The organism is Paenibacillus sp. 2003 (assembly GCF_031455635.1).
In the GTDB taxonomy this organism is placed as follows: Bacteria; Bacillota; Bacilli; order Paenibacillales; family Paenibacillaceae; genus Paenibacillus; species Paenibacillus amylolyticus_B.
Genome location: NZ_JAVDTB010000010.1, coordinates 59,355 through 72,287, shown reverse-complemented (window position 1 = coordinate 72,287; position 12,933 = coordinate 59,355). Strand labels below are relative to the sequence as shown.

8 protein-coding genes are annotated in these 12,933 nt (G+C 48.1%); all 8 read left to right on the top strand.

Annotated features, from left to right (window positions below):
- Position 1: 1 nt before the first annotated feature.
- The 8 genes from J2X75_RS26520 to J2X75_RS26485 all read left to right on the top strand — a co-directional run bounded on the left by J2X75_RS26520 (position 2) and on the right by J2X75_RS26485 (position 12,921).
- Entirely contained in the window at positions 2 to 1,771 is a 1,770-nt protein-coding gene (locus tag J2X75_RS26520; protein ID WP_310341951.1) for a glycoside hydrolase family 35 protein, read from the top strand.
- A gap of 267 nt (positions 1,772 to 2,038) precedes the next feature.
- Complete coding sequence (locus J2X75_RS26515; protein WP_310341948.1) at positions 2,039 to 2,905, top strand: sugar phosphate isomerase/epimerase family protein; 867 nt, start codon at positions 2,039 to 2,041, stop codon at positions 2,903 to 2,905.
- Positions 2,906 to 3,161: 256 nt separating this feature from the next.
- Positions 3,162 to 4,220: a Gfo/Idh/MocA family protein gene (locus J2X75_RS26510; RefSeq protein WP_310341945.1), complete on the top strand. Its 1,059-nt coding sequence runs from the start codon at positions 3,162 to 3,164 to the stop codon at positions 4,218 to 4,220.
- Between the two features lie 845 nt (positions 4,221 to 5,065).
- Positions 5,066 to 6,478: an alpha-L-fucosidase gene (locus J2X75_RS26505; protein WP_310341942.1), complete on the top strand. Its 1,413-nt coding sequence runs from the start codon at positions 5,066 to 5,068 to the stop codon at positions 6,476 to 6,478.
- Between the two features lie 379 nt (positions 6,479 to 6,857).
- Entirely contained in the window at positions 6,858 to 7,835 is a 978-nt protein-coding gene (locus tag J2X75_RS26500; protein ID WP_373428286.1) for an ABC transporter permease, read from the top strand.
- Between the two features lie 15 nt (positions 7,836 to 7,850).
- Positions 7,851 to 8,759, top strand: a complete 909-nt coding sequence (locus J2X75_RS26495) for a carbohydrate ABC transporter permease (RefSeq protein WP_307540661.1) — start codon at positions 7,851 to 7,853, stop codon at positions 8,757 to 8,759.
- Between the two features lie 129 nt (positions 8,760 to 8,888).
- Positions 8,889 to 10,526 carry a type 2 periplasmic-binding domain-containing protein gene (locus J2X75_RS26490; RefSeq protein ID WP_083679689.1) on the top strand — a complete coding sequence of 546 codons (1,638 nt, stop codon included), beginning with the start codon at positions 8,889 to 8,891 and terminating at the stop codon, positions 10,524 to 10,526.
- A 175-nt stretch (positions 10,527 to 10,701) separates the two neighbouring features.
- Complete coding sequence (locus J2X75_RS26485; RefSeq protein ID WP_310341937.1) at positions 10,702 to 12,921, top strand: helix-turn-helix domain-containing protein; 2,220 nt, start codon at positions 10,702 to 10,704, stop codon at positions 12,919 to 12,921.
- Positions 12,922 to 12,933 lie beyond the last annotated feature (12 nt).

The following is a 12,933-nucleotide window of genomic DNA, read 5'->3' as shown; positions in this document are numbered from 1 at the left end:
AATGGCGGTGCTGACGTATAAAGGTTCACAATTTATGTATGATGGCGAGCCCATTCGGATTTTGTCGGGTGCCATCCATTATTTCAGAGTGGTCCCCGACTATTGGGAGGATCGGTTACTCAAGTTGAAAGCCTGCGGTTTCAATACAGTGGAAACGTATGTGCCGTGGAATGTTCATGAGCCGCAGCCGGGGCAGTATTGTTTTGAAGGTTTGGCTGATCTGGAACGATTTATTCGCATTGCGGGAGATGTGGGTCTGCATGTGATTGTTCGTCCAAGTCCTTATATATGTGCCGAGTGGGAGTTTGGCGGATTACCTTCCTGGCTGCTTGCAGCTGATGATATCCGTCTTCGGTGCAATGATGCAAAATTTCTGAAGCATGTGGATCGTTATTATGATGTGCTTTTGCCCAAATTGAAACCTCTTCTGAGCACCCATGGCGGGCCAATCATTGCAATGCAAATTGAAAATGAGTACGGCAGCTTCGGGAACGACGCGAGTTACCTGCAATATTTACGTGATGGCATGGTAGCACGCGGTATGGATGTGTTGTTATTTACCTCGGACGGACCGACGGACCATATGCTGCAAGCGGGATCAATCCCGGGGCATCTGGCTACAGTTAATTTTGGATCAGGAACGGAAGAAGCGTTCGCCAAGCTGCGTGAATATCAGACGGACGGACCTTTAATGTGCATGGAGTACTGGAACGGCTGGTTTGACCACTGGGGCGAGTCGCATCACACCCGAGAAGCTGCAGATGTAGCTGTTGTGTTTGAAGAGATGCTTCGGGCAGGTGCTTCGGTTAACTTTTATATGTTCCACGGTGGAACAAACTTTGGATTTTATAACGGGGCCAACTGTCAGCAGAAGGATCAATATGAACCCACCATTACAAGTTACGATTACGATTCACTGCTCAGTGAATCCGGGGAGCCGACAGCGAAATTTCATGCCGTACGTGATCTTATTGCTCGGTATATCAACGAAGATCTGGGTGAGCTTGTGCTGCCAGAATCAAAGGGAACCATCGCCTATGGGCGAGTTGAGTTGAACCAGCATGCGTCATTACTTACGCAATTGGACCGGATATCAGCCCCGTTGCAACGCACGAATCCAGAACCGATGGAGAAGCTGGGTCAGGATTATGGATTTATTTGTTATCAAACCCGAATATCCGGGCCCAGAGAGCGACAGGAACTGGTGGTTCAGGAGGTTTGTGACCGTGCGCTTGTGTTTGTTGATGGGCAATTTCAAGGTGTGCTCGAACGGGGGAATACAGCAGGATCGATTTCTTTTGAAGTACCGCCAGAGGGCGCAGAACTATTGATCCTTGTCGAAAATATGGGGCGAATCAACTATGGCCCGTATTTGAGAGATCCGAAGGGGATTACGGAGGGGGTACGACATGGCTTTCAATTTCTATATGATTGGACGATTCATTGTCTGCCTTTAACTGATCTGTCTGGCTTGCAATTCAGCGATGTGATTAGCGAAGCAATTAACGAAGCCCAGGGACCGGCATTTTATCGAGGAGAGTTTCATATCACGGATGTAAGAGATACTTTTCTGCGACTGGATAACTGGACCAAAGGGGTTGTATTTGTAAACGGATTCAATCTGGGTCGCTACTGGAATAAAGGACCGCAAAAAACACTGTATGTACCAGCCCCGCTCCTTCGTGAAGGTGAGAATGAAATCATCGTACTCGAGCTTCATCAGACGTCTGAACTGGCCGTAACGTTTGTGGATACACCGGATTTGGGTTAGAAAAAGGAAAATAGGTGAGCCAAACGATTATTGAGAATTGTCGTGTCCGCCGGAAAAAGGTATACGTTGGGTATGGACATTGACTAGGGCGTGTCTGAAAACTCCGAAGGACGCAGATTTTGCCGAATTTTCGTTCCAAGCAAGGAAATTTTCCGCAGGCGTGCCGGGGCACGTCAAGGGAAAGTGACGCAGCAGGGGGCGAAAAGGTGGTAAAAGATGCACTTCAGTGAGTTTTGAGACACGTCCTAAAGGAGAGGATGAGGAAAAATGAAAGTTGGACTCAGCACCTACAGTCTGCAACAAGCACTGGATCGCAAAGAATTAACCGTGCCTGATGCCATTCGCTGGATTGCTGATCAGGGCGGAGAACATGTGGAGATTGTTCCAATGGGATTCAGTCTGATCGATAATCCGGAATTAATTGATGAGATCAAAGCTGTGGCAAAAGAGGTAGGGATCGACATTTCCAATTATGCCATCGGCGCTAACTTTGTTGTGCAGGAGGACGCCGAAGCGTTGGAGCAAGAGATCCAGAATGTGATGCGACATGTGGATGTGGCTGCCGCGTTAGGTGTGAAACTGATGCGTCATGACGTGGCTTTCCGCCCTGCACCAGAGGGAACTGTAGCACAGTTCGAGATCGACCTACCGGTACTGGTGAAAGCCTGTCAGCGGATAGCCGATTATGCAGCGGGTTTTGGAATCACAACAAGCGTGGAGAACCATGGGTACTATGTGCAGTCGAGTGAGCGAATTCAGCGTTTGTTACACGAAACGGCGCGGAGCAACTTCAAAACCACACTGGATGTTGGCAATTTCCTTTGCGTGGATGAAGATCCAGTGAGTGCCGTAAAAAATAACATTCCGTACGCGTCGATCGTGCACGCCAAAGACTTCTACTGGAGACCTTCCTACCGGAACCCCGGTGAAGGCTGGTTCCAAACCTCGCATGGCAATTACCTGCGCGGTGCCATTGTGGGCCATGGCGATATTAACATGCCCGAGGTCTTCCGTGTGTTGAAACAATCCGGGTATGACGGATATATCTCGGTTGAATTTGAAGGCATGGAGGATTGCAAAACCGCCTCACGTATTGCTATGGATAACGTCCGCCGCCTATGGGAAGAGGCATAGGGCTGAGTACTTGTTTTAAATGAAATAGGACTTGTTATGTATGGCTCAAACAGAAAGTTAATTCAGTCAGAAAAAGTAGTGGAGGGGGCGAAATCGATTCTGAAGAAGCGAAGCGTGCGCCTTTATCCCCGGATTTCCTCTTTGCAAAAAGGTAAGTGAAGAAATCTGGGGATAAGAGCGATCGGAAGAACGATTCGCAACCGGAACGTCTACTCTGCAGAACTTTAATTATTTTATTTATGGAGGAATCAGTACTATGTCCAAATTGAAAGTCGCCGTCATCGGTGCCGGATCAATATCCGATTGCCATTTGCAAGCCTATGCCAGTAACCCGGACGTTGAAATATACGCCATCTGCGACCTGAATGCAGCACGTGCCGCAGAAGTCGCGAAGCAATATAATGCACCTCATGTGTTTACCGATTATAAGGAACTGCTCGCAATGCCCGAGATTCATTCCGTCAGCATCTGTACATGGAACGACTCCCATGCTGAGATTAGCATTGCTGCTCTGGACGCGGGCAAAAACGTGCTATGTGAGAAACCACTCTGCCAAACGGTGGAGGATGCCCTTGAGGTAGAGAAGGCCGTTCATCGCAGCGGAAAACTGCTGCAAGTCGGTTTTGTTCGCCGCTATAGCGACAATGCACAGATTCTGAAGAAATTTATCGACGAGGGTGAACTTGGCGAGATCTATTATGCCAAAGCCTCCAGTCTGCGTCGTCTGGGCAATCCAGGTGGCTGGTTCTCGGATATCAACCGCTCCGGCGGCGGCCCGCTGATTGATATCGGGGTGCATGTGATCGACATTTGCTGGTATCTGATGGGCAGACCGAAGGTGAAATCCGTCTCCGCTAACGTGTCCAACCGATTGGGGAACCGCTCGAACATTAACAATCTGTCGTTCTACAAAGCAGCAGATTATGATGCGGAACAGAACACTGTTGAGGATATGGCGAATGCCCTGATTCGTTTCGAAAATGGCGCGAGCCTGCTCGTGGATGTAAGTTTCACGCTCCATGCCAAAGCGGATGAGACTTCGGTCAAACTATATGGCGACAAAGGCGGTGCCGAACTGGAGCCGGAAATTTCGATCATTGGCGAGAAATTCAACACCATTTTGAACATGACGCCACAGGTAGATTTCAAATCATTCGATTTTATGGGCTCATTTCGCAATGAAATCAACCATTTTATCGACAGCACACAGGGCCGCAAAGAAACACTTAGCCCCGTCGAAGACGGCGTCGAAGTGATGAAAATGCTCTGTGCCATCTACGAATCGGCACGCCAAGGCCGCGAAATCACGCTGTAAAAGGAGCATTGCATGGCGTTGGTAGGCTACGTTGATACTTTACTACTCCCGTGGCATTAAAAGTTATGAGTACTTCGCTCCCTTTCAATGAAAGGCTCCGCTCCGGGCGGGCGTGGATTCGTCCTCTCCGCTCGCCGTTGGAGCAGAGTAGGGAGCGAGCGCTAACGAATCTGAGGCGTCTTATTCAAGGATTCGAAGCGCTAGCAGAAATCTAAGGAACCTAGCACAAGATATATAAGAATAAACAGCAGTTTACAGCGTTTTTACCACCTAATTTCGGGAAATAACGTGTCTGATGTTCCTTACAATTTAAAAAGAGGACCAAAAGGCTAAATAAGACGCCCTGTTTTCTTAGATAATTTTCGACCCATTCGCAGGATCAACTGCTTGGATTTCGAGACGTTATAAACGCGCTGACATCCATCATCGTAAATCTTCCCTGAACTGAAGTTGAAGACACATCCTATAGAGACTTACCGTTTACGCCATAACAGAGAGTGCAGAACCAATCCGAAACAACGAATCGCACTCTCTCTGCTCTTGTATTTCCCTATAGAAACGAGGGAAATAAGGAATCCATAGTAATTGGAGAGGGCACCGCACTCGAAATAACAAAGTTACTACGCCCCTTAACAGTTAAACTAAGCGTTTACGCCAAAACGGAGAGTGCAGAACCAATCTGAAGAAGCGAAGCGCTCGCCTTTATCACCGGATTTCCAACAATTATAAAGTGAAATAAAAGAAATCCGGGGATAACAGCGATCGAAAGATGGTACTGCACTCGGAGTGAACAGGCGTAACATACAAGGTCTATCTTTTATCTAATCCAGAGGAGATGAAACAGGATGAGCGAAACCAAAGAAACCGTACTGGAGCAGGAAGAGCAGATTGTCGAAGCCGGCGTGCACAATTTTAGCAAAGAGGAAGAGTGGATCAAACCGGAGGATCCGCTGCTGAATGAGCGGTTGGAGTGGTTCAAGGACCAGAAGCTGGGGCTGATGATGCACTGGGGGCCGTATTCCCAGCTTGGTCTCGTCGAGTCCTGGGCGTTGAGTGACGAGGATGGCGATTGGTCGCGCGATGACATTGACTGGACGGATGACATGGAAGACTTCAAGCGGGAATATTTTGATCTGAACAAAACCTTCAATCCGATTCGTTTCCAGCCTGAGGAATGGGCACAGATGGCGGCAGATAACGGGTTCAAATACTTCCTGTTCACCACCAAGCACCATGACGGTTTCTGCATGTGGGATACCAAAACGACGGATTACCGGATTACGGGTAAGGAAACCCCTTTTCATACCCATAAGTATGCGGACATCTGCCGAGCATTATTTGACGCTTTCCGGGCCAAAGGACTGGGTATCTCAGCGTACTTCTCCAAAGCGGACTGGCATACCCCGTATTACTGGGCACCGGGCATGGAGCGTGGACGTCATATGTGGCGCGGCCCTTCGTATGATCCCCATAAGTATCCGTGGCTGTGGGAGAAATTCGTGGAGTTCACACATGAGCAGATCATGGAACTGCTGACCAATTACGGGCGGATCGAGTGTCTGTGGCTGGATGCCGGTTGGGTGCGCGAAGGTCGCCATGGTCAGGATATCAGGCTGGGAGAAGTCGTGGAACGGGCGCGTCAGACCACACAACCTTGGCTCCTGTCCGCAGATCGCACCGTGGGTGGACCGTATGAGAATATCGTTACCCCCGAGCAGACCATACCGGAACATCCGATGAACATTCCATGGGAGAGCTGTATTACCGTGGGGAACTCCTTTGCCTTCGGATTCGATGATCAGTATAAATCGGGAAGACAGCTGGCACATATTCTACTTGAAGTTGTGTCCAAGGGCGGTAACCTGGCGCTGAATGTAGGACCACAACCCGATGGGCGTTTGCCAAAAGGGGCAATTCGAGGCATCAAGGGCCTCGGTGAATGGTTAGGTACTCATGGAGAAGGTGTCTATGGAACCCGGATCTGCGGGCCATATTTTACGAAAGATTGGGCTTTCACGCAGAAAGAAGAGATCAACACCGTATATGCCTTCCGTTTGTACCGAAACGAGAATGAGACCGTACAACTACAGTTAATCATTCCTTATCTGGAAAAGGTAGAGCGGATCGAACTCGTCGGTAGCGATGACGTACTTTCGTATCAGCAGACGGAAGACGGACTTCTCGTGGAACTGCCACAATCCGCTACAACCGGTGCATTACCCATCACACATACGTTCAGATTGATCACAAGCGCATAGAGATTGTTCCAGTGTGTTCCCCTTCTCGGTGCTGAATCGGTAACTTTTTGAACATGCATGCATAGAATGCCATGTCAATTCCGGGGGAGATATAACCACCTCCGGGATTTTTTTATTCATACATAAGGAACATAATTCCCACCAAAAACAGCTCGTAATCGCTTGCCACACAAGGGTTTATGGAATAAAGAGAAGTCGGAGAAAATTGCAAATTGATAAAAGTTTACCGGGCGATGTACTATCAAATCAAGAAAGCGCTACCTGGTATGAATGTTTACATCGTTTATGTTTAACAAGGAAACGAGAACAGAAAAAAGGATGTTTAAGGGATGTAAATGTAATGTATTATTACACTTGAGGTGTAGAAGGAGTGACGCAAATGAGTCGAGCTACGGAAAGCATACCCGCCAAGATGGAACTCCAGCAGAGGAAACATGTGGAGCCCAAGCGGCAGCATCCATTCATCAAAAGCCTCAAGAAACACTGGGAGCTCTACCTGCTCGTGCTGCCCCCGGTGTTGTATCTGTTGATCTTCAAGTACATCCCTATGGTGGGTGTCCAGATTGCCTTCAAGGACTTCAGTGTGGTCAAAGGAATCTGGGGAAGCCCGTGGGTTGGATTCAAACATTTTGAAGCCTTCTTCCAATCTCCAAACTTCTGGCTGTTAATCAAAAACACGATAGGCATTAGCTTCTATTCCTTAATTGCGGGTTTCCCTATTCCCATCCTGCTGGCGCTGGCGCTGAATGAGATTCGAACGGGTTACTTCAAGAAGACCGTGCAAATGGTCACTTACGCTCCGCATTTTATCTCAACCGTTGTCATGGTATCCATTATCATTCTGATGCTCTCCCCACATGTGGGCGTGGTAGACAAGTTGTTCTCACTGCTCGGCTTCCCAATGACCAACTTCATGGGCATTCCGGAATACTTCAAATCGATCTATGTCTGGTCAGGTGTGTGGCAGGGCATGGGATATTCATCCATCATATATATCGCAGCTCTTGCTGGTGTTGATCCATCCCTGTATGAGGCAGCGAAGATGGACGGCGCATCAAGACTTCGGAAAATCTGGCACATTGACCTTCCAACACTCGTTCCAGTCACCGTCATCATGCTGATTCTGAGTCTGGGCAGCATTATGGGCGTGGGCTTCGAGAAAATATACCTGATGCAGAATCCGCTCAACACAAGCGCTTCGGAGGTCATCTCCACGTATGTGTACAAGGTGGGTCTGATCGGAGCGAATTTCAGCTTCTCCTCGGCAGTAGGGTTCTTCAACTCCATTATCAACCTGATCCTGCTGGTTATCGTCAACGGCATATCGCGCAAAGTATCCCAGAACAGTTTGTGGTAAAGGAGGAGCTTATCCATGTTCAACCTGATTAATCGTAACCGGATCAAGGACCCGCTTGGTGACCGCATTTTTATGACACTTAACTACATCTTTCTGTTCGCCATACTGCTAACGGTGTTTTACCCGCTCTTGTATATCATCAGTTCTTCGTTCAGCTCTTCACGAGCCGTGACATCCGGCCAGGTGTGGCTGTTCCCGGTAGACTTTAACATTAAGGCGTACATCTCCATTTTCAAAAGCCAACAGCTTATGCTCGGTTTCTATAACACGATCATCTATACCGTGGTGGGCACGTTCATTAACGTGGTGCTGACCGTCATGCTGGCGTATCCCTTGTCACGAAAATCGTTCTATGGACGAGGGGTCATCATTATTTTCATGATGATCACGATGTTCTTTGATGGTGGTCTGATCCCCACCTACCTCTTGATGAAGGATTTGCACCTGCTGGATACACGCTGGGCGATGTGGCTGCCCGGGGCGCTCGCAGTATTCCAGGTCATCGTGGCAAGGACTTTCTTCCAATCTTCCATCCCGGAAGAACTCGGGGAGGCCGCCGAAATGGACGGTTGCCGGGATATCCGGTATCTGATCAGCGTAGTTCTTCCCTTATCAAAGCCCATTCTGGCGGTCATGACACTCATGTATGCCGTAGGTCACTGGAATGCGTACTTTGATGCACTGATCTACCTGCGTTCCGAGAAATTGTTCCCTCTGCAATACGTGCTTCGCAATCTGCTCATCCTGAATGCGGCTGATCCGGCGATGCTCGCCAATACCAGCCAACAGATGCGGGACCAAGGGTTCGAGCAGGTGTTGAAATATGCACTGATCGTTGTGGCGAGTATTCCCATTCTGATCATGTATCCATTTGTACAGAAGCATTTTGTTAAAGGGGTCATGGTTGGTTCCCTGAAAGGTTAATCCTTGTGAGTTAAGCCCGGATGCCTCTTGAAAGGAGGTGGAAGGAACACGCCGGCTTCCGGGATCGATTTTATACACGTGCAGTACAAGTCAATAATTTGCCGTTATGAACAAAAAGGAGGAGTCAGATTGAGAAAATCTTGGATTTCGATGTTGTTTCTGGTCTTTGCTTCGATGGCTTTGTTGTCCGCATGCAGTTCATCCGAGGAGTCGGGTGGAAGTAGCGACGGTAGCGGGGAGAGCGGCGGTCCTGTAACCATGACCCTTTTTGCTCCGCAAGGCAAAGCGTCCATGGAAGAGAATGAATTCACCCAATTTATCGAAGACAAGTTCGACGTTACCCTGAAATGGGATCTGGCCCCAACGGACGCCTTGCAGGATCGCAGACAATTGCTGCTGGCTAGTGGTGATTATCCCGAAGTGTTTCTTCACGGCAAGTTCACCACCTCAGACCTTCAAACCTATGGAAAACAGGGCGTGTTCCTTCCGCTACAAGATCTGATTAAGGAGTATGGTCCGAACCTGACCAAGATTATGGAAGAGAAGCCATACTTCAAAGAAGCCATTACGGCACCGGATGGCAACATCTATGCACTGCCAATCTTCAATGAATGTTACCACTGTACGTATGCACAGAAATACTGGATCAACACAGAGTGGCTCGATAATCTGGGTCTGAAAATGCCAACCACAACCGATGAACTGTATACCGTTCTGAAGGCGTTTAAGACACAGGATCCCAACGGTAACGGGAAAGCGGACGAGATTCCACTTACGGGTGCACCGAACAAGTATGTATGGAATGGCAACATTGATGCCTATCTGATGAATAGTTTTATATACAATGACAACGACAAATACCTGATCGTGAACGATGGTAAGGTGAGTTTTGCCGCCAATCAGGAAGGCTGGAAGAAAGGGCTGGAGTACATGAACAAGCTCTATGCAGATGGCCTGATTGATCCGGCTTCCTTTACACAGAACGATCAGGCAATCGGACAACTGGGCAACAAGGAAGGCGATGAAGTGGTCGGCTCCATTACAACGGCGCTGGTCAGTTATCTCGTGAATACTTATGACAAAGACATCACCCGTCACCAACACTGGGAGATCGTTCCTCCATTGAAAGGACCAGATGGAGTGCAGACAACAGGCGCCACACAGAGCGTCGGTGAGTTTGAGTTTGCCATCACGAACAAAGCGACAGAAGCACAGCAGATTGCCGCCATCAAAATTGTGGACTACATGTTCAGTGAAGAAGGTGCGCTGTACGCAGAGTATGGACCAACCGAAGGCAAGGGCTGGAAAAAGGCAGATGCCGATGAGAAAAACATCAATGGCGAGCCTGCCAAATACAGCTACTACAACCTGCCTGAGCGTGATCCGAACGTTGTTGTGAACGAGAGCTGGTCTCAGATCGGAGCGCATGACTTGTCCAACACATTCCGTAATCTGTTTGCCGAAGGACAGAACCCTTTAGAAGCAGAGGGTTATGGTACACGTCTAGCTCAAGCAACCAATGTGTATGAACCTTATGCACCAAAAGAAGTATACCCTGCGAACGTATTTATCCGTCCAGAGGATACGGAATCAGCTGCACAACTGACTACGGCCATCAAGGATTATGTGCAGACGAATATGGCACAGTTCATTATTGGCAGCAAGAGCATTGATAAGGAATGGGATTCGTATGTCAAAGGCTTCGATGGTCTCGGACTGAGTAATTACCTTGAGATCTACCAGCGTGCCATTGAGAAGAATCAATAATTGAAGGATTGAATATAGAGGCTGTCCCGTCTGTCACCCGTGACCGGGATGGTCTTCTCCTATGACAACCCCACGTCATCCGATATAATGTACTGAATATTTATGGAAAATTAGCGATCAGCACAGATGTTTGTCGTCATTCAGCATGAACAGTAATGGTGGGGGGATCTCGGAGATGAACAACAATTGGTTTAGACGTTTGCTGTTATCGTATCTGCCTGTTTTTTTTATTGTGACGACCATTCTATTCTTTATTTTCTTTCAAGTATTCAATGAACAGAACCGTAGAGAAGCGCTCAAGGCCAATGAATTTCTGGCCTCTCAGGTCACGCAATATCTGGACAACTCCCTGCGCTCCATCGACTTCAAGGTACTGCGTGAGATTTTGACCAACCCTAACTTGAAGAATTATTTCTCGGTATCTGGCAGCGATGATGTGTATGCCGGCATTCAGGCGGTCCAGGTGGTTGATGAATTGAAAATAGAGTATCCGCTGATTGATTCTATTTATCTCGTTCGATACGGGGATGGCACGGTCTTCAGTAACGGGAAGGCTGTTCCGATTGAAGAGTTCCCGGATGCAGACTTTATTGCAGATAGCCGGTCAAGGGATGAACAGAAGTGGGCAGGAGCACGAGCGTTCCGAGCTTTTCCTTCGCAAGCAACTGAGCAGGTGATTACGATTGTGCGAAGTGTAGGAAACGGCAAAGGACTTGTGGTGACAAACGTGGACCTGAGTACCCTGAGAAAATCCATTATGCAGATGTATGATCCGGAATTTACGTTTGTGAACATCTTCAACCGTTCGGGCGACAATCTGTGGGATAGCAGCATGCCAGGAGGGGTTGCAGCTTCTACTAAAACCACGTCGGGAGAAGTCTTCTCCGAATTTACGTCGAGTTATAGCGGTTGGAAAGTGCAGACAGGTCTCAATAATGGAAAAATCGTCAAATGGACTCTGCAATTTTATAATATCTGGTTTGCCTTTGCTGTAGTGGTTGTGTTGATCGGGGTGGTGTGGGTGATCTACGTGACCCGTAGAAATTACAAGCCGATTCAGCAGATTGTCACGTTAATTCAGACCGTCTCTTCACAGAAGCAATCCGGACTGAACTATGGCAAAGAGAATGAATTCCGATTCATCCATACAACGTTGGAACGCATGATTGATCAGACGAGACAATATCAGGAGGAGCATGAAGAGAATTTGATTTTGCAGAAAAAAATGCTCTTTCAGGAGTTGCTGGAAGGCACACGAGACTTTACGAGCACAGAGCTGACAGCAGAGATGAAGAAGTTCAAAATGCCTGAGCTGGAGCATCGTTGGGCCGTCATGGTAATTGAAATGGATCGGTATGATGCATTTGTGACGGAGTATCATCATCAGGACCAATCCCTCCTGAAATTTGTGTTGTCCAGTATTCTGCAGGAGAGTGCACGCCATGAAGGAACGGAAGTATGGGCTGAATGGATCTCCGATCAGCGTCTGTACGCCATCCTCTGGATGCCGGAAATGGAACAGGCCGAGGAGACTGAGCATCGATTACTCGCTGGTTATCTGGACAGAATCGATCAGTATCTGAACTTCACCGTCACCATTGGTGTGGGTCGGGTTGCTGTCGATATTCGGGGGTTGAGAGCTTCATTGAAAGAAGCTGTGCACGCGCTGGAGTACAAGGCTGTACTGGGGATAAATCGTATCATTCCGTGTAGCGATGTGCCGAATTCGACCAATGATGTGTATGAGTTCCTGAAGACCATCTCACTGCTGGTACAGGCAATGCGTTTATCGGACGATGTCTGGGAAAAACATTTTGAAAGACTGTTTGAACAAATCAGTGAGTCCGTCCTGTCCCGTCAGGAGATTATGAATACGATCCAATTGTTATTTCAACATTACAATCGGGAATTCGCCGAACTTCCACGGGAGTATCAGGATTCGTGGGCCGCTATATTCACCCCGCTTCTCCCAAGGCTTGAGGGCTGGGAGACTTTAGACGATTTGCGCGAGCTGTGCTGGGAAGGGTTCCGGGAACTGGCCCTGCAGATGAAGACGCTGCAATGTTCGCGAAAACACAGATCTCATATTCTCGAGATTCGAAAATACATTGAAGAGCATTACAATAATCCCGATCTGTCGCTGAACTACCTTAGTGATCTATTCGATATTAATCCGAAGTATCTGAGCAAGCTTTTCAAGGATGAGATTGGGGAGAAGTTTGTGGATCTGCTCATTAGTCATCGCATCGAAAAAGCCAAATTGCTCATGCAGGAGACGGATAAGGCCATTCAGGAGATCAGTGAAGAAGTGGGATATACCAACTATAATTCCTTCAATCGGGCTTTCAAGAATGTGGTGGGTGTAGCGCCAAGTGACTACCGCAAAGCTATGTGACGCAAGTTCACG

Coding starts and splice junctions, on each gene's coding strand:
- J2X75_RS26485 (WP_310341937.1), top strand. CDS start 10,702: ATGAACAACAATTGGTTTAGACGTTTGCTGTTATCGTATCTGCCTGTT.
- J2X75_RS26500 (WP_373428286.1), top strand. CDS start 6,858: ATGAGTCGAGCTACGGAAAGCATACCCGCCAAGATGGAACTCCAGCAG.
- J2X75_RS26510 (WP_310341945.1), top strand. CDS start 3,162: ATGTCCAAATTGAAAGTCGCCGTCATCGGTGCCGGATCAATATCCGAT.
- J2X75_RS26505 (WP_310341942.1), top strand. CDS start 5,066: ATGAGCGAAACCAAAGAAACCGTACTGGAGCAGGAAGAGCAGATTGTC.
- J2X75_RS26515 (WP_310341948.1), top strand. CDS start 2,039: ATGAAAGTTGGACTCAGCACCTACAGTCTGCAACAAGCACTGGATCGC.
- J2X75_RS26520 (WP_310341951.1), top strand. CDS start 2: ATGGCGGTGCTGACGTATAAAGGTTCACAATTTATGTATGATGGCGAG.
- J2X75_RS26495 (WP_307540661.1), top strand. CDS start 7,851: ATGTTCAACCTGATTAATCGTAACCGGATCAAGGACCCGCTTGGTGAC.